The following is an 18140-nucleotide window of genomic DNA, read 5'->3' on the forward strand; positions in this document are numbered from 1 at the left end:
TTGTGATAACCTTCCTTTAACAATAAAGGAGGGTTATCGCATGAAAAATATTATTTTAATTATCTTATTATTGTGTTCAACAGCAAAAGCTGCCGATGTAAAAGGATTGAGCAACCATGAGCTTTTGAAAAATATTGCATCCCACTTATCTTCCAAAAAAAACAAGAAAAACAATAAGGCTGAGTTAGATATGTATAAGAGTAGTTTTGATGAGCTTGATAGTAGAGTAAAGAATGGCAATCCATCTGCGCACCTATACAGGGGCTTGCTTGATTTCACAATATGTGGGCTCGCAAAAGAAAATGGAATGGATGCAGTGACTTTTAAGCCGTGCGTTGACTCCTTTAATCACTTTGAAGTGGCTGCAAGCACAACTAAGCCCATGCTACCTCATGAAAGAGCACAAGCACTATCCTACAAAGGGGAGATGTATGTTGGTGGTTTTGGTATTGCAAAATCTAATATTTTAGCTGCAAATTCTTTTGTTAATGCGGCTGTTGTAAATATAGAAAATACTGACAAGGAGAACGCCTTGCTTAATTTAGAGAGGGCGCTACAAGCATACCCTGAACACCCAAAAGCAAGAAGATTGCTCAAGGGCTTATTGGAAGAGTAGTGGACTTAATTAAAATCAGTTGGATAATTTCGGGTTAACTAAAACATTGCCTTGACCACCATCACCAATAACCACCTTCGGGTGGTTTTTTATTACCTAAGGAAAAGTTATGGCCACACGTCAAGAGATAGAGCAACATCTGAAGAATCCAAATGTTCGAAAAATGCTAGGGGTGATTGCTTCAGCTGAGGGTGTGAAGCATGGTTACCACACAATGTTTGGTAACGAGCGTTTAAGTGATTTAAGCAAACATCCCGGTATCCTGAAAGAGTTCACTCAGACCGATGGCAAAAAAAACAAAACCAGTGCTGCGGGTCGCTATCAATTCTTAGAGCCAACTTGGAACAGCCTCGCAAAACAACTTGGATTGAAGGACTTTTCACCTAAAAGCCAAGATATTGCCGCTGTCGCACTATTAGCTCAAAACGGTGCACTACCGCATGTCTTAAAAGGGGATATTCCCACAGCAATCAAGAAATCAGGTGGCACTTGGGCTTCCCTTCCTTCTGCGCCGGATAGTTACAAGCAGCCAAAAAAAGCATGGAGTGATATCGGAATGAGTGGCAGCACATTTGATCGCGTTAAGAGTAAACGAGAGGCCCAGAAACAACCAACCATTGCTGATGTCTACAAAGCATACCGTGGCGGAAAGCTCACAACTGAGCAAAAGAATGCTTTTGAGTCAGACGTAAAGGCTGGCAAGGTGATGCTACCCAGTGGCGCTAAATTAATGGGGCAGAAAAAAGCAGTAGAGCCAGTCATGCTACCTCAAAATGTATCTGATGCTTATTACTCCGGAAGGCTCAGCAATCAACAACGAGAAGCTCTGGAGAGAGACCTAAAAGATAATATCGTCAAACTACCGATGCCAACAAGTCACCAAAGCTCCATCCCTGATTTTGATGCAAACGGCAATATTATTGAACCACAAATGCCAAAAGCTCCACCACAACAAGAACCATTGAGCACAATGGATAAAATCATTGGTGGAGCAGAGGCGGGTTTAACACTTGCAACTGGTGCGGTTGGTGGGGCGATTGGTCAGGCTGCCGGCGGTTTGCATGGTATTGCTGAATCTGTCGTTGATGGCACATTTGGTACTCAGCAAGGTGCACAAAATGCCGTAAATCGAGCTACACAGTTCTCTAATGCTTTGACTTATGAGCCAAGAACGGCAGGCGGTCGACGTGCTGTAGGTGCAGTTGGTGAGTTTATCGAAGACAGTGGTCTTGACACATTGCCGCCTGTATTGGGTGGTGGTGTTGGCACAGCTACTGCAACTTTAGGTCGTGCATCTGTACCAGTAGCGACCACAGCTGCAAGGGAAGTCGCTCAGGCTGCAAAACCTGTTGTCGCTCAGGTGGTTGAACAGGCGAAACGGCCAGTTGCGGCAGTGACTGAGGCGGCTAAAAATACCTTTAATCGCGAGAGTTCAAACAGTGGTCCAGCACCAGCAAACATTGGCGCGGCTCAGGTAGATCAGGCTACGGTACGTCAGGCATTAGCTCAAGATCTACCAGTTACGCCTGAGCTCACTAAAGGTCAGATCAGCCGCGACCCTGCACAGCTTAAGTTTGAAGTTGAAACCGCAAAAGATGGCGAAATGGGTGCTCCACTTCGCCAGCGTTATGAACAGCAGCATCAAGCTGTGCAGCAATCAATAGATGTATTTATTGACCAGACTGGTGCCGAAAAAGGTAGCGCACGTGAAGCAGGCTTGTTGGTGGATGATGCTCTGCAAAAGCAAATGCAGGCAGACAAAAACCGTGTGCGTGTAGCATACAAAAAGGCTGATGACTCTGAAGAAGCGACTACGCCAGTTGATATTACCAATCCTGTTTCGGTTTTAGAGGATGGTGATTTGTCAGTGATTGATTACCTGAATTCACAGCCTGAACTACCAACCACACCAATCATTACTGCAGCAAAGCGGACTGCGGAAGCGCTCGGTATTGCTAAGCGCGGTGAAGATGGTCAACTTGTGCCAGGCAATCCAACAATCAAGCAGCTTGAAAAATGGCGCTCTGAAATTAACGGCAACGTGAATCAAGAAGCACCAAATATCAGGCAGGCCACCATCCTTAAAAACTTCATTGATGCGCATATTGAGCCGCATGCGGGAAGTTTGTATAAAGCTGCTCGGATTGAGCGTAAACGCTTTGCTAATAAGTGGGAGAACCACGCTATTGTCAAAGATTTGGTGGGAAATAAGAAAGGCACCGATGACCGCAAAGTTGCTTTTGAGAATGTGGTGGATCGTGTTGTTTATCGCGGCTCACTGGATGACTTACGGCAAGCCAAGCGCACCATCATGACTGCTGGCCCAGAAGGTCAGCAAGCATGGCGTGAAATTCAGGCATCTGTGCTTCGGGATATCAAAGATCAAGCAACACGGGGTGTTGCTCCAGATGCCAATGGCGATCAAATGATCAGTCCTGCCAAGTTGAACGCTCAGATTCGAAAACTTGATGACAAGCTTGATTTCATTTTTGGCAAACAAGGTGCAGATAAGTTAAGGGCCTTAAATGAGGTTTCTAAAACAATCTTCACTGTACCAACCTCAGCAGCAATCAACCACAGTAATACGGCAGCAACACTATCCGCAGCAATGGACCTAGTGTTATCTGGCATGTCTGGATTCCCCGCACCAGTTGCAAGTGCATTACGCCTCTCAACAAAACACATTAAAGATCGGAAAATTCGCAAGCGTGTAGAAGACGCATTAAACCCACGGAGTTAAGTTATGACTATGTTTTTAGCACCCTACACAGCTATTGCTGATATTGATGGAAGCCCGCTTGATGCGGGTTTTATTTATTTTGGGGAGTACGGGAAAAATCCTGAATCGTTTCCAGTGCCTGTGTTTTGGGATGCAGATTTCACAATACCTGCAGCACAGCCGATTCGTACACGTAATGGCTACCCTATGCGCAATGGTAGTCCGTGCAAAATTTACATAAAACAAGCGGAGCACTCTTTGGTTATTAAGAATAAAAACCTGAGCGCGATTCTTGTTGAGATGAATAATAAGGGGATCTCCTCAAGTTTACTTGTACGACCTAATGGAGATACGGTTGAAACAAGTCTCACTAATATTGATGCAGAATTAAACGATAAACAGCAACAGATTGATGAAAAACCAAGTCAGCAATATGTTGATGAAAAACTTAATTTAAAAGCACCTCAAGAAACCACTTATACAAAACTTGAAGTAGATTCTGCCTTGTCTGCAAAAGCACCACAGGAAACAACATATACAAAAACTGATGTTGATACAGCACTTTCAAATCTAAGCACCACTGCAAATAAATACTATGCAACCCTAGCAGCCGCAACCACAGATATTGCAAATATTGCAATAAACCAGTCTGTCACTATTGGGGAATCCGGTGCAAACAGTGGATTATGGTATAAGGCAACAGCAGGGGCGACGAGTTTAACTAAAAGTCCTTACGACCCAGTAGGGCAAGCGAAGAAAACAGCGGATTTAGCAAAACTGAAAGCTAACAACGATACAGATAATTTATTGTCAACAATTTTCTTTAGAACAGAAAACATGCTTAATTTAAGCGCTGTTACTAGCGGCACTTTAGGTGAAGATGGTGTCACACCTACACCGAGTTCAATGTATTGGGTTAGCGATTTTATACCTGTCACAGCTGGTAAAATTTATGAGCGCACACGTAATAATTATTACGTATACGCTTACGACAGCAATAAAAATCCTGTGATTGTGAGTAATTCAAAACCTTATTGGACTACAACTTTTAATTCAACAATGATACCTGAAGGTGTTGCATATATTCGTTGCGTTGTTGGTGGAAATAATCTTGACCCTGCATTAGATATAAATCAAAAGATGATGCTTGTTGAAAGCGGTGTAGACACATCAACCTATATTCCATATTTTAAATTGAGAAATTTGACAGACTACGTAAAGCCAGAAGATGTTTTCTCACGCACTAGTAATTTATTTAATAAATTAACAGTCATCGCTGGGTATTTTGGTGACAACGGAAAAACGTGGGAAGCTTATTCACGGTTTACATCAGATTATATATCTGTCACAGCCGGTAAAATTTATAAACGATCTACAGCTGGCTCACTTAACTATGTTTATGCGTATGATGCAAATAAACAGCCTGTAGTTGTAAATGCTGATAAACCATTTTGGACGAATACATTTGACACAGTTACCATACCTGAAGGTGTTGCTTATATTCGCTGCATTGTTTCAAGCAGTCAACTTGATTCGTTTATGCTCGTTGAAAGCGGTGTGGATACATCAACATATATCCCATACTACAAAGTTAATATGAATTTACTTGATGATGTGTTGCTAAAAGATGAACTTTTAGTGCGCACAAAAAATCTAGTAGATTCATCAAAAACAGTAGATGGGTACTACGGAGAAGGGGGTTTAACTTTCATCTCGGGTACTTATTGCACTACCGATTTCATTCCTGTTGAAGTGGGTAAGACTTATAAGCGTAGCCCACTGACCGCATTTTATGCATATGCATATGACTCAAATAAACAACCAGTTGAGGTGCGCACGGGTAAAAAGTATTGGCAGACTGAGCTCGAAACAACTCTAATCCCAGAGGGTGTTTCTTATATTCGCTGTATTCATCCACCAGCGAATAAAGATACTTTTATAGTTACAGAATCTAGTGTCGATACATCATCGTATATTCCGTATTATGCAGTTTCCCCAAAATATTTGCAGACGAGCAACAAACAATCGGTTGAGTCTAAGAATTTACAGAAATGTAAAGATCTTGGATTTGTAGATAATCAGTTATTTAATACAGATTATTCGCACATCATTTTTTACGGTCAATCTCTTAGTAATGGGCATGAAGCAGCAGAAGCCTTAACAACAGCAGCTATTGATGGTTGTTATATGCTTGGCAACTCAGTATGGTCAAATTTAGGTAATAACGGTGCAAATACGCTCACACCTTTAGTCGCAGTAACAAATGCAACTCATGGTGAAAGTTCTATTGTTTCTGCTACTAACGTGCTTAAAAAACTGCTTGAGAAAAATCGTATCGACTCTAAGTTGATTGCTACAAATACCGGGGAATCAGGAAAAACTATTGAGCAATTATCAAAAGAAAGCACCAACGGAACTAACTTTTATACAGCGAATTTCGTCAAAGCATTGAACCAAGCAAAAACTACAGTTGACGGATTATCTAAAACAATTAGTTGTCCTGCGATTGTATTTATGCAGGGTGAATATAACTATACCAATTTAACTGGTACGGGTTTGACACCGGGTTCAAATGCTACAAATGATAAGGCTGCATATAAAGCGTTATTGCTAACACTTAAAAATAATATGCAAGCTGAAGTCATGGCTAAATACGGTCAGACTAAGAAACCTTTGTTTTTCTTATGTCAGGTAGGCGGTACATATATCAATTTAAATCAGATGCCAATCAATATGGCACAAGTTGAGTTTGCAGATGAGAACGATGACGTGATTTTATTAAATCCGACATATGGTGTGCCAGATTACAACGGCGGGCATTTATCTTCGAATGGTTATCGTTGGTATGGTGAACTGGTTGCTAAGCAACTATACAAATCGCTGCTAAAGCATGAAGGCAGTTCGACTGTAAGAGCAAAAGAGTTTGAGTTAGTAGGCTCAACACTCGTTATTCATTGTGAAGTGCCTAACGCGCCTCTTGTTATTGATGCATATACTACTCAAGCAGCAGCAAGCTCGGGGTTTTGTGTAATTGACGACACAGGCGAAATTGCAATTAATAGTGTTCGAATTGCGGGAGGTACGTCCATAGTTCTGTCACTCGGACGAGAGCCAACAACCAATGCATATGTGACTTATGCGGGTCTAGGGAGATCAGGCAATGGTAATATCCGCGATTCAGACGAATGGAATCCAATGTATGTGTACACAGATGAAACAGCATATTCAAAAAAGCCAACGTATACGCCAAAGTTATCAGATGGGGTAACGCCGATCTATAACAGGAAGTATCCACTTCATAATTGGTTGGTTGCTTTCTATCATCAACTGAACTAAAGAAAGGTGATCTATGAAAAACCTTCAGGCAGTTGCCGAAGCGCTCATATGGCTCGGCACGCCCTACCATCACCAAGGGCAAGTTAAAGGTGCGGGTGTGGATTGTGCCACTTTGCTTTGTGAAGTCTATGCTTGATTAATCAACAAATCACCAACCCTGACTAGCTCAGGGTTTTTTATTGCCAAAATTTAGGGGGGTGTATGCCTGAAAATAGGCCGTACAACAACAATGGATGGGAGGGGAAGATTGATTCCATTCATAAAGACATTCGATTGATCCTGGAACATGTTGCACGCCAAACCTTTATTAACGAACACCATGAGAACGCAATTGCCAAAACCCAAAAAGAACTTGATGCCCTTGAGTTAAGGATATCAAGCCTTGAAAACAAGTCTGCAATTCAGGATGGGGGTCTTGGTTTCTTAAAGGGATTACTTGGGCTTTGTGGCGGAACAATTATAGCTGCATGTATTTGGGTTGGCGCATCAATCATTCAAATCAATCAAACACAGTCATTAATGAAAGAAAAAGTCACAAGACTTGAGGAAACCTTAAAATGAAATTCATTCCCGAAAATGTTTGGAAATATTTATCTGTAAAGCTCCCAATTATCGGAGCTTTTTTATTGGGTGTTCTTCCTGTTTTAATTCAAGAAGGCATCAATACACAACTCATTCCTGCTGAATACCATGCTATTTTGCTTTCTGTAGTTTTACCTGCACTGGCATACATTGGTCGTAAGATTGCACAGCCTAAAGCTAAAGGTGACACATGAATATCAAGAAGCTGCAAAAGGCGGTAGGTGTGCATGATGACGGCATCATTGGTCGTGGCACCTTGACCGCTGTATTTAAAAAATTAGGTGCCAGTCAAGCACGTGCTGAAGAACTTGGCCTTGCTGCTAATGTTCACATGCGAACCTTTGGCATTCTGGACAACTCGCTTCGCTTTATACACTTCATTGCACAACTAGCACACGAGTCGGGTAACTTCCACTACATGGAGGAAATCGCATCTGGTGCAGCTTATGAAGGCCGAAAGGATTTAGGTAATACGCAAGTAGGGGATGGCAAGCGATTTAAAGGCCGCGGCCCAATTCAATTGACTGGGCGTGCCAACTATCGCAAGTATGGTCAGCAGCTCGGCATCGACTTTGAAAACAATCCTGAGATTGTGGCATTACCAAGTGTAGGCTTATTGGTTGCTTGCAAATTTTGGGCAGACAATGGGTTGAACGTATTAGCAGATCAAGACGATTTAAGAACTATTACGCGCCGCATTAATGGCGGTTATAACGGCTTTGAAGATCGGAAAAACCATCTAGCCAAACTTAAAAGTTGGGTGTGAAAAAAAGCCCTCAAGTGAGGGCTTCTTTAAATCACCCACTAACTATCTCCACACCTTCCCAAAACTCCCCCTTCTTTTTAGCCAAGAAAATATCAGCATCTCTTTTACTCATAAAATACTTGGCCTTTTCGTAATCACTGGTCCAATGCCAACCCGATTGATCTACAAAATTCACTTCTGATAACTCCCAATAATCCAAATCATCTTCTTGTTTCACATAGGAGAGATACTTTTTATTTTTCTTCATGACAATCATAGATTCACCTCACCAGCTATCAACCATATCAGCCCAATCTTGCATCATTTTTCTACGCTCTTCTAAATTTTGAGCGTGATTATATGTGCCACGAACCGCATTTTTATCTACATGCGCAAGCTGCAATTCTATCCATTCTGAGCTATATCCGGCCTCATGAAGCATTGTTGATGCTGTAGCTCGAAAGTCGTGTGCTGTAAACTCAAAACCCATAGATCCAAGCGCTCGATTTATGGTGGTTTTGTTCATTATTTTTGATTTATTAAAGACCGAGCAAAACACATATTCATCATTTGATTGTAGTTTTTGACTCTCTAAGATTTTAAAAATTTGATCGCTAATTGGCACCAAATGAGTTCTGTTCATTTTGATGTTTCGCTCACCTTGATCCAGCTGCTCTTTCGTTGCTGGTGGTATGGTGATTAATCTATTTTCAAGATCAACCCACTCCCAGCGCAAGCGACAAACTTCAATCGATCGCATCATTGAATACAATAAAAGGAGTATGGAATTTTTAACCATTTCAGTAGATCGACTGTTTTTTAGCGCACTATTAAAACGTGATTTTTCATCACTCGTTAAAGGTCTAGCGGTTTGCTTTGGAGGGCGCTCAACAGTTTGACCAAGTGATATTGCCGGATTGCTTTCGCATCGCAGATTGGCGATAGCGTAGTTAAAGATTGAATTCACAAGTTGGCGATTTCGAATAGCCGTGCTTTCGCCAGTACCATGATTCATCTGCTTAGATACGCGCTTAATCGTGTCTTTCTGCATTCTGAGCACATCATGCGGAGTAATTGTTTTTAAATCTTTACTGCCAAATGCAGGAAATAAATCACGCGCAAAAGCTTTCTCTACGGTAAGTCTAAACGATTCAGACCTTTTATTTTTCTTTACTTCATACCATTCAAGGGCAATATCCTTAAATGTAGATTCTGACTTAAGTTTGGCTTGTTCCTTTTCCTCGAGTCGATATTTAGCTGGATCAATATTCTGATCCAACAGTGTTTTTTGATCTATGGTTTTTTGACGGGCAGCAGCCAGACTTACAACCGGGTATTCACCGAGACTTAACATTGATGCTTTCCCGAGAAAACGATAACGAAAACGCCAGTGCTTTGATCCATTCGGACGCACTTCAATACATAGTCCAGAATGATCTGCCATCCTGTACATTTTATCTCTTGGTTTTAATTGTTTGATCTTGGTATCATTTAGCATAGGTTGTGAGTAACGAAGTGTCGAAAGCTTGTTACTCACAATCTTACTCACATATCCATTTAATGCAATCAGACAATAATTTACGGTAGTTAATGTAATGGGGTGTGTTGAGTAAGTCTAAGTATTTTATTTTTATAGCAATTTATAATATTTAACAAATCTGATTCTTTTCGATCATCAAAAGCATGAGCGTATTAACCTTTGAAATTTATGCACTTAACTGTGCTTAGAATAGTCCGAAATGATTCTAAATAGTTGTATATTGACCCAAATATCGTGTGGATATTTTAAATAGAAAAATAGTGAAATATTTAGAATGCAGCCAATCATAGCAAATATTATTCAATTTCTGCTGAACAATTTCGCCAAAGTTCATCGCAACTGAAATCATTTCAGCAAATTATCGACTTATAAATTTAGGATTTAAGTTGAACAAAGCAATAGGCTGAATTTAAGTGTTTAAAATGTGTTCAATTGATATTTTAAAAAGATCTGCTTACTGTCGTTAAAAATTGCAATTCAGGCTCTAGCTGGAAAAATATGAACCGTTTTGAAGCAAAATCACCAAAATGGAGCACAATTAATGCAAAGGTAGATTGATCAAAATTAAAACAAAATGGTTAAATCTACTTCAAAAAAAGAGTGCTTTAAGGGCTCAAAAAACCTAAATATCGATCATGAATATAGTGATTACGCTGGTATTTTTCCATCTAGAACTAGCTAAACCATTAGTTTCTATCGTATTTAAATTCGACCTTAAAGCTTGAATAAAATCCTAATAATTTTATCGTTGAAAGCGATTAATCATTTTGGTGCATACTGGTGCAAAACCAAGTTGCACTATTTTGATACACCTGCGAGAAGTTTTTAAACAAAAGTGATGAAGAGTGGCTGAATATGGTGCATTTACTGTTACACACAGTATAATAGTCGAAAAGCAAGGAGCTAAAATCTTCTATTCTGATAAGGAATTCAGTATTTTAGCTTAGCTTTTAAAAGTTGGTACGGTAATTGCTTAATAACTACCAACTACTAACACGCACTTCAGTGTGCACAAAAAAATCATCGGAGCAAAATGAGCATGGCGAACAAGGTCCTTCAACTCATCCAAGAAAGTGGCGCAAAATGGGTCGATTTTCGCTTTACTGATACTAAGGGTAAAGAACAACACGTAACTTACCCAGCAGATTCAATCGACGAAGATACGTTTGAAGATGGCAAAATGTTTGATGGTTCTTCAATTGCTGGTTGGAAAGGCATTGAAGCATCTGACATGATCTTACGTCCAGATGCAGAAACTGGTTTTATCGACCCGTTCTTTGCAGAAGCTACAGTTGTTGTGACTTGTGACGTTATCGAACCTTCAACTGGTCAAGGTTATGAACGTGACCCACGCTCTATTGCTCGCCGTGCGGAAGAATACCTAAAATCAACTGGTATCGGTGATACTGCTTTCTTTGGTCCAGAACCAGAATTCTTCGTTTTTGACGAAGTAAAATGGGACATCGATATGTCTGGCGCGCGTCACACATTAATCGCTGAAGAAGCTGCTTGGTCTACTGGTAAAGATTACGAAGCGGGTAACTCTGGTCACCGTCCACGTGTGAAAGGTGGTTACTTCCCAGTTCCTCCTGTAGATTCTTCACAAGATATGCGTGCAGATATGTGTGCAAAAATTGAAGACATCATGGGCCCAGGTCGTGTAGAAGTACATCACCACGAAGTTGCATCTTGCCAGCTTGAAATCGGTGTAAGCTTCAACACTATGGTTCGCAAAGCGGACGAAGTTCAACAGTTCAAATATGCTGTTTGGAATGTTGCTCACCAATATGCTAAAACTGCTACGTTTATGCCTAAACCAATGGTTGGCGATAACGGTTCAGGTATGCACGTTCACATGTCAATCTCTAAAGACGGTAAGAACTTGTTTGCTGGTGATGAATACGCTGGTCTTTCAGAAATGGCGTTGTACTTCATTGGCGGTGTGATCAAACACGCTCGTTCATTGAACGCAATCACAAACCCATCAACTAACTCGTACAAACGTTTAGTACCACATTTCGAAGCGCCGATTATGCTTGCTTACTCAGCACGTAACCGTTCAGCTTCTATCCGTATTCCTTATGTTTCTAGCCCTAAAGGCAAACGTATCGAAGCACGTTTCCCAGATCCAATGATGAACCCGTACTTAGGTTTCGCTGCACTTCTTATGGCTGGTCTTGACGGTATTCAAAACAAGATCCACCCAGGTGAAGCTGCTGACAAGAACTTGTATGACCTTCCTCCTGAAGAAGAAGCTAAAATCCCTACAGTGGCTCATAGCTTAGATATGGCGCTTGAAGCGCTTGCAGCTGACCATGATTACCTTCTTAAAGGTGGCGTGTTCACTAAAGAAATGCTTGATGCTTACATCGAACTTAAAACTGAAGAAGTTCGTCGTCTTAACACGACAACTCACCCAGTTGAATTCGACATGTACTACAGCTTGTAATTCTGTGCAGAATTTCACTGTAAAAAGACCCGCCTTGTGCGGGTTTTTTTATGAGATGGGTTAAGATAATGCAAAGATTTGAATGAATATCTAAACATGGCAAAACCACGTAAAAAACATACCGGTTTTTTTCCTTGGATTGATCCAGCGGATCAAGCAAAGGGATTTAAACTCAACTTCTCAGAAGTGACTTATTTGGAAGTGGGGCGGACCGTTGAAGGTTATAAGCAGGCTGAATTTGTCGAACTGAAAAACCCAGAGCTAGCATTGGAGTTTGATTACCCTGAAAATTTTTATATTACCACCGAAGGACTAGTTCTGATTAAAACGCCGCAAGGCAAGTTTGAAGCCATTGCCAAGACAGATAACTTTTAATTCAACACTAAAAAATTGAACTGAAAAAATGACCTACAACGTCGCAGGTCATTTTTTATTGAATATCTAGAAATTTGCCAATCGTCATTGCAAACCATGCTGTTTCAAATTGTCGATTTCATAAGGCGCATCTTCGGCGGGGTAGCGTAAGTTTTCTAATCCTTTTGTTTTGGCAATGGACCAAATTACACTTTCACCCGCAGGGATGTTTTGGCTGTGCTGCGTATATAAGGGGTCTTGCAGGGCGTCTGCTGCTGAAATAAAAGTCCAGCCATGCTGCTGAAAAGCAGTAATGACATCCTTTAAAATTGCGGCATTAATAGCATTCACATGTAAAAGTAAAACATGCTGTGGCGAACGATTTATGGTGAGCTGGGCAAGTTGGTCATAATAATCTGCTCGGTGAAGCAGGTGAGCAATATACGCTTGTTTTAGTCGGTCTAATTTGTCCTGATCTTGCAGTTTGGCATAGTCGAGATATTTTCGGTTATAAAACCAGTCACTGGCATCTATACTGACTCCGCCAATGCGGTATTTATGCTGTGCTAACCATAGATAGACAGCATCACGCTTTTTAGCGCTATTACCTTCTTTTAAAAAAGGATACCGGTAAATACGTGTGTAATTTGGCAGCGTTTTTAGCACTGTATCCGCCTGTTCAATGCTGTGCAGATAATCGTGTACAGCGACATTTTCTTTATTTAGATTTTGGTGCAGTGCACTATGATTGCCAATCAGATGGCCAGATTGTCCCCACGCTTGAATCAGTTGTTTACCTTGATAATCGCCAATTTTAATCAGGCTAGGGAAGACAATAGTTTTGATTTGTTGATCATGCAGATGTTTTAAAATTTGGGCATTGATTTGTTCCGCTTGTGCGTTAAACGCTGGATTTAATCCATCATCAAAACTGAGCGCAATAGATTTTGCTTGAGCCGTGATATTGGCACAAAGTAAAACGAAAAAAATAAAAACATATAGCGGCTTATATGGAAACATTATGCTTGTGTAATTTAGTGGTTATCCACGACATCATACTGTGTATGTGAGGTTTGTGTTGATTACATATGTAATGAAGTGCTTAAGCTGTTTTGGTTTTGCTCATTTTACTGAAAACAAGCTATTGGTCATGAAAAACGATGTTGAGTTGGTTACACTAAGGATTCGCTATACTCAGCAAATGCTTATAAGGGAAATGAAATATGCAGCGTCAAGCATGCGAAATGCGGGATAAAAGAATGTCTCCTGAATTAAGAACATGGTTGTATGCTTCGGGTTCATTAACCCAACAATTAACAGATTTTGCCCAAGGTGTATTTAAAGTTGAGCCGAGTATTGAGCAATTTCAACGTATGACGCTTCAAGATGCACGGTGGCTACAAATGCCAATACAGCACACAGCTTGGGTACGTGAAAGTTATTTATATGGCTGTGAAGCTGAGCCGTGGGTCAAGGCAAAAAGTATATTTCCAATCCTTAGCATACAAGGACGTGCGCGGATTTTTCAGCATATTGGTAAAAAACCCATCGGACATTTTTTATTTCAGCGTACCAATCCGAAGTGTGAGCGGCGTGTATTGTGGCTAGACGATGGTTGGACACGTCAGAGCTGTTATACTTGGCATGGTTGTAAATTTATAGTTCAGGAAACTTTTTTAGCGAGTTTTGAACAATATTTGCAGAAATAACATTACCAGATGAAGGACAATCATGGCCGTGGTGCAACAGATTACTTGGCAGCAGCGTTTAGAAGCTTATTACTATTTATGTCGCTTCGATAAGCCAATTGGCACGGAACTGGTTTTTTGGCCAACCATGTGGGCACTGTGGATTGCCAATCAAGGAACACCGCAATTCAGTATTTTGATTCCCATGATTTTGGGCACGATATTTATGCGTGCAGCAGGTTGTGCGATTAATGACTTTGCTGACCGTAAAGTCGATGGTGCTGTGGAAAGAACCAAGCATCGTCCTTTAGCCACTGGAGTGATTAGTGCTAAAGAAGCCATATATGTGTTCTTGATCTTGGTACTTGCTAGCGCATGTATGTTGTTCTTTTTACCGATAGAAACTTTTTATTGGTCCTTTGGGGCATTGTTTTTAGCGTTCATTTATCCCTTTATGAAACGCTACACGCATCTGCCACAAGTATTTTTAGGTGCGGCATTTTCATGGTCGATTCCTATGGCTTATACCGCTGTGGGGCAAACACCTGATTTGACTTGCTGGTTATTGTACTTTGGTAATTTGGCGTGGACCGTTGCGTATGACACACAATATGCCATTACTGACCGTGAATATGATTTGAAAATTGGCGTGAAATCGACTGCGATTTTATTTGGTAAATACGATATTGAAATCATTTCTTTATTACAGGCGCTAAGCATTGTATTGATTGGTTCTGCGTTGTATTTAGAAGATCTCTTGATGCCATTTGGTTTAGTTGCAATGTTGGCTGTGGCTGCCGATTTTATTTACCAATGGACTAAAACTAAAGACCGTGATCCGCAGTTATGTTTTTGGGCGTTTCGCCATAACCGTTGGGTAGGGTTTATGATTTTTATTGGAATTTTTATGGCATTGGCTCTTTAATGTCATTGATCTGAAACTGTTTAAATTGAACTAAAGCATCCTATTCGGGTGCTTTTTTTTATGCATTAATAAAAAGGCATGTAGTTTCATGTTTAAAGAATAATGATGAAAAAGGATATTTTATGAAACGTTCAAAAATAGCATTAGCTTTGACAGTTGCAGTTTCTATGCTGTCTTTAACCGCGTGTAATGACGATGATAATGACTCATCATCTTCGAATCAAAAATCAACATTTGTGTCTGAAGCAAATTATGCTTTCAATACAGTAGACAATACATCGTCCATTAAAGTCATGACCTATAACATGACAAATGTACAGGGGAAAGCAGCGACTGCAACAGCCTTGGTGTTATTTCCAAAAGCTACACAACCTAAAGATGGGTATCGCGTTGTGGTGTGGGAGCATGGGACAGTCGGAGCAGGAGATGAGTGTGCGCCAAGTAGAAATGTAATTCATCCACGTTTTAAAATTCTAGCTAACACGCTTATGGCGGCAGGTTATGTAATTGTGGCACCAGACTATGAGGGTTTAGGAACCAAGGGGGTTCATCCATACCTTAATTTATCGAGTGCGGCAAATTCGGCGCTTACTGCAGTTAAAGCGGCAAAAGAACATTATGGTAAGCAACTCAATGGTCAGTGGATGTCGATTGGTCAATCGCAAGGTGGTCATGCATCCTTAGGGACGGCGGAATTTGCGAATACCGATAGTAATTATAAAGGTGCAGTAGCAGCCGCACCTGCGTCGAGTTTAGGCACGATTATTAAGATCTATTTAGATCCAAAACTAAATGTTGATGCAAATGGTCAACCTAAACCCCATGGATTGAATAGATTGGATGAACAGTTGGCACAAGTGCGTTATGCACTTAGTATGGGGCAGCTTTCGGAGGTTCAAGCACAGGCGTTAATTGATCAAATTGCAGATGGCTATGCTGAGCTTTTGGCATATGCTGCATTGACCAGTTCGGGTATTAAAGCCTATGAGCCAAATTATGATTTAAAAAATATCTTTACTGCTGATGCTGGTGTTCTTGCAGAAAAAGCCTATGGACGTACAGGGGATGACGGTGCATGTTTAAGTTATTCTGATCCAAATGGCGCAAATGGTTTGCAAGAACAGTTTAAAGCAGCTGTGATTGAATTCTTAAAGGATCCAACGCATACGGTTTCACAGTATGGAATTGATTTGAATAAAATCGATACCGATCCTGTTGTTCAGAAATTTTTAAATGATAATCAACCAGCGACAAATGCAAGCGCTGATAAAGTGATTAAAGCACCTGTTTATATTATTCAAGGTGCAAATGATAAGGCCGTTATTCCTGTGGTTACGCAAGCGCTATTTGCAAATATGAAAACGCAAGCGACGAAGTATTTCCCAGAGGCAAATTATGCTGAAGGTTATCAATTAGACATTGTGCCAAATGCAAGTCATACACAGGCAATTATCTGTAGAAATGCGCAAGCGGTCGAATTTATTCAAGCTAAAATGTCTGCAGGTACAGGTATTGTCTTAACCAATGAGCAAAAAGATGCAAGCCAAAGTCCACATTGTACGGGTGTAGCTGCTTCAAGCTAAGTTTTTTCAATAATAAAAAAAGGAGCATGTCTCCTTTTTTTGCATATTGGATTATTAATCATTCAATCCGTGAAAATGAGGGGGTACAGTTAGTTCGAGCAAAGAATGTTATGAAGACTTGAGCGAATTTTGTTTTTTGCTATATTGGGCGTCGAATTATTTATGTAAATGAAAGAATAGTTATGTCTGAAGTAAAGCCAAAACCCAATACCAAAAAGATGATCATTTTGATGGCACTTGGACTATTGATTCCTATATTTTTGGTCAGTATGGCTTTTCTTGCAGTCAATAGTGATGCCAAAAACCAAGAAAAATATAAGCAACAACAAGCTGAAATGATTGAGCGTATTAAAGCAAAAGAAGCACAAGATGCGGCTTTGGCTGCTGAGGCTGACCAAGCAGTATCAGAAGTGCTGGCAGCTCAAGAGTCAAATGCTCAATAAAATTCTGCTTACGTTATGGATGTGAATGCAATGCGCATTCACTCAATGTTCGATTGTACTTTACGTATTTAACAACTATTTATTTACATCATGCCTGAGCGTGTGAACTGTTGGAATACTAGTGTAGCGGATTACACGGTAGCCAGCTTCTTCAAGCATTGCATCACGTTCAGCATCTTCTTGCTCTTTGCCTATATGACTAGGGTCATCCAGTTCGATAATCACAAGCACATTATATGCTTGGTCTAGTATGACAAAATCAGTGACTTTTCGATTAAATCTATTTCTGATTTTGTAATTTTGATTGGTGATCAGTGCGCTAAATGCCACTTGGGCTAAAATGTGGTAGTCCGGAAATGCTTCATTTAAACGATGAAACATCTTACTTTCAAAGGCAGTGATTACACGACGTGGGAAAAACTTTTGTTTGCTTCTAAACAGTCTGGGAAAGACTAAGCAGACAAGGGCAAAAGTTGCCAAGCAACCAATAATAAAAAATGTAAACTGACTGAGATTTGGCACGAAATAAACTACATATATGAAAAAAGCCCACGTCATGATGCGTGGGCTTTTTAGAATTTGGCTCTCCAACCTGGGCTCGAACCAGGGACCTGCGGATTAACAGTCCGTCGCTCTACCGACTGAGCTATTGGAGAATCTGCACGCATTCTATGGGGCAAATGCAGTGAGGTCAAGTCAGAATTGCAAAAAATAAGGAAATTTAGGCTGAATGTATTAAATATAAACACCTTTAATATAAAGCGTTTTTAAAACTTAAGCTCTGACTATTCTTTCTAATGTGGTCGGAGAGCTAAGTGAATAGCTTAGGTCATAGAGCAAGTTATACTTATCTTAAAACAAAAGTCAGAGCATAAAAAAAGCCCACGACATAATGCGTGGGCTTTTAGAATTTGGCTCTCCAACCTGGGCTCGAACCAGGGACCTGCGGATTAACAGTCCGTCGCTCTACCGACTGAGCTATTGGAGAATCTGAAGTGGATTCTAAAGATGTATGGGAGGGTGGTCAAGCCTGATTTAAATAAAATACTTAAAAATCAAATTAAGTGTTTTAAAAATAGCCGAATCAGACAAGTTGGTATTTATACGGATATTTTTAGGAAGGCAAAAACAAAAAAAGTAGGTATGCTTTTCTTAAACAG

Annotated in this window: 17 protein-coding genes and 2 tRNA genes; 13 read left to right on the plus strand and 6 right to left on the minus strand. The window is 40.4% G+C overall.

Annotated elements, in window-relative coordinates; all coding sequences use genetic code 11:
- Nucleotides 1-40: 40 nt before the first annotated feature.
- From FTU06_RS11285 to FTU06_RS11310, 7 genes are all read left to right on the plus strand, one after another.
- On the plus strand, nt 41-616 hold the full coding sequence (locus FTU06_RS11285) for a hypothetical protein (RefSeq protein ID WP_180146709.1): 576 nt from the start codon (nt 41-43) through the stop codon (nt 614-616).
- 109 nt (nt 617-725) lie between these two features.
- The gene (locus tag FTU06_RS11290; protein ID WP_180146712.1) at nt 726-3356 is read left to right on the plus strand and encodes a glycoside hydrolase family 104 protein; all 2631 of its coding nucleotides are present in this window, start codon (nt 726-728) and stop codon (nt 3354-3356) included.
- A gap of 3 nt (nt 3357-3359) precedes the next feature.
- On the plus strand, nt 3360-6671 hold the full coding sequence (locus tag FTU06_RS11295) for a hypothetical protein (protein ID WP_180146714.1): 3312 nt from the start codon (nt 3360-3362) through the stop codon (nt 6669-6671).
- Between the two features lie 13 nt (nt 6672-6684).
- The gene (locus tag FTU06_RS16900; protein WP_257234412.1) at nt 6685-6807 is read left to right on the plus strand and encodes a hypothetical protein; all 123 of its coding nucleotides are present in this window, start codon (nt 6685-6687) and stop codon (nt 6805-6807) included.
- A 65-nt stretch (nt 6808-6872) separates the two neighbouring features.
- Nucleotides 6873-7232 (plus strand): hypothetical protein, encoded by a 360-nt coding sequence (locus FTU06_RS11300; protein WP_180146715.1) that lies wholly within the window; start codon nt 6873-6875, stop codon nt 7230-7232.
- Nucleotides 7229-7447, plus strand: coding sequence for a hypothetical protein (locus FTU06_RS11305; RefSeq protein ID WP_180146717.1), 219 nt, complete (start codon nt 7229-7231; stop codon nt 7445-7447). The genes FTU06_RS11300 and FTU06_RS11305 overlap by 4 nt, the downstream gene beginning before the upstream one ends.
- Complete coding sequence (locus FTU06_RS11310) at nt 7444-8019, plus strand: glycoside hydrolase family 19 protein (RefSeq protein WP_180146719.1); 576 nt, start codon at nt 7444-7446, stop codon at nt 8017-8019. The genes FTU06_RS11305 and FTU06_RS11310 overlap by 4 nt, the downstream gene beginning before the upstream one ends.
- A 31-nt stretch (nt 8020-8050) precedes the next feature.
- Here FTU06_RS11310 and FTU06_RS11315 read toward each other — a convergent pair whose 3' ends face one another.
- Complete coding sequence (locus tag FTU06_RS11315; RefSeq protein ID WP_180146722.1) at nt 8051-8275, minus strand: hypothetical protein; 225 nt, start codon at nt 8273-8275, stop codon at nt 8051-8053.
- Nucleotides 8276-8284: 9 nt separating this feature from the next.
- Nucleotides 8285-9496 (minus strand): tyrosine-type recombinase/integrase, encoded by a 1212-nt coding sequence (locus FTU06_RS11320; RefSeq protein WP_180146752.1) that lies wholly within the window; start codon nt 9494-9496, stop codon nt 8285-8287.
- Between the two features lie 1075 nt (nt 9497-10571).
- Here FTU06_RS11320 and glnA point away from each other — a divergent pair.
- Entirely contained in the window at nt 10572-11987 is a 1416-nt protein-coding gene (gene glnA, locus FTU06_RS11325) for a type I glutamate--ammonia ligase (RefSeq protein ID WP_171262625.1), read from the plus strand.
- Nucleotides 11988-12083: 96 nt separating this feature from the next.
- A complete protein-coding gene (locus FTU06_RS11330) occupies nt 12084-12362 on the plus strand; it encodes a hypothetical protein (RefSeq protein WP_180022633.1) in 279 nt (92 codons plus the stop codon).
- Between the two features lie 84 nt (nt 12363-12446).
- On the opposite strand, the gene FTU06_RS11335 is transcribed toward FTU06_RS11330, so the two are convergent.
- Nucleotides 12447-13361, minus strand: coding sequence for a polysaccharide deacetylase family protein (locus tag FTU06_RS11335; RefSeq protein WP_180110055.1), 915 nt, complete (start codon nt 13359-13361; stop codon nt 12447-12449).
- Between the two features lie 203 nt (nt 13362-13564).
- Here FTU06_RS11335 and FTU06_RS11340 point away from each other — a divergent pair, with 203 nt between their 5' ends.
- The 4 genes from FTU06_RS11340 to FTU06_RS11355 all read left to right on the plus strand — a co-directional run bounded on the left by FTU06_RS11340 (nt 13565) and on the right by FTU06_RS11355 (nt 16980).
- Nucleotides 13565-14050: a chorismate lyase gene (locus tag FTU06_RS11340; protein ID WP_111884531.1), complete on the plus strand. Its 486-nt coding sequence runs from the start codon at nt 13565-13567 to the stop codon at nt 14048-14050.
- A gap of 22 nt (nt 14051-14072) precedes the next feature.
- The gene (ubiA, locus tag FTU06_RS11345; protein WP_180084131.1) at nt 14073-14954 is read left to right on the plus strand and encodes a 4-hydroxybenzoate octaprenyltransferase; all 882 of its coding nucleotides are present in this window, start codon (nt 14073-14075) and stop codon (nt 14952-14954) included.
- A 122-nt stretch (nt 14955-15076) separates the two neighbouring features.
- Entirely contained in the window at nt 15077-16537 is a 1461-nt protein-coding gene (locus FTU06_RS11350; protein WP_180146724.1) for a S9 family peptidase, read from the plus strand.
- Nucleotides 16538-16719: 182 nt separating this feature from the next.
- Nucleotides 16720-16980 carry a hypothetical protein gene (locus FTU06_RS11355; RefSeq protein ID WP_180146726.1) on the plus strand — a complete coding sequence of 87 codons (261 nt, stop codon included), beginning with the start codon at nt 16720-16722 and terminating at the stop codon, nt 16978-16980.
- A gap of 75 nt (nt 16981-17055) precedes the next feature.
- On the opposite strand, the gene FTU06_RS11360 is transcribed toward FTU06_RS11355, so the two are convergent.
- The 3 genes from FTU06_RS11360 to FTU06_RS11370 form a co-directional block, all read right to left on the minus strand.
- Nucleotides 17056-17538, minus strand: a complete 483-nt coding sequence (locus tag FTU06_RS11360; protein ID WP_218953505.1) for a DUF2726 domain-containing protein — start codon at nt 17536-17538, stop codon at nt 17056-17058.
- Between the two features lie 22 nt (nt 17539-17560).
- A tRNA-Asn gene (locus tag FTU06_RS11365) sits at nt 17561-17636 on the minus strand.
- A 256-nt stretch (nt 17637-17892) separates the two neighbouring features.
- Nucleotides 17893-17968 (minus strand) — tRNA-Asn (locus tag FTU06_RS11370).
- Between the last annotated feature and the right edge of the window lie 172 nt (nt 17969-18140).

This window comes from Acinetobacter sp. YH12052 (genome assembly GCF_013419835.1).
Taxonomy (GTDB): domain Bacteria; phylum Pseudomonadota; class Gammaproteobacteria; order Pseudomonadales; family Moraxellaceae; genus Acinetobacter; species Acinetobacter amyesii.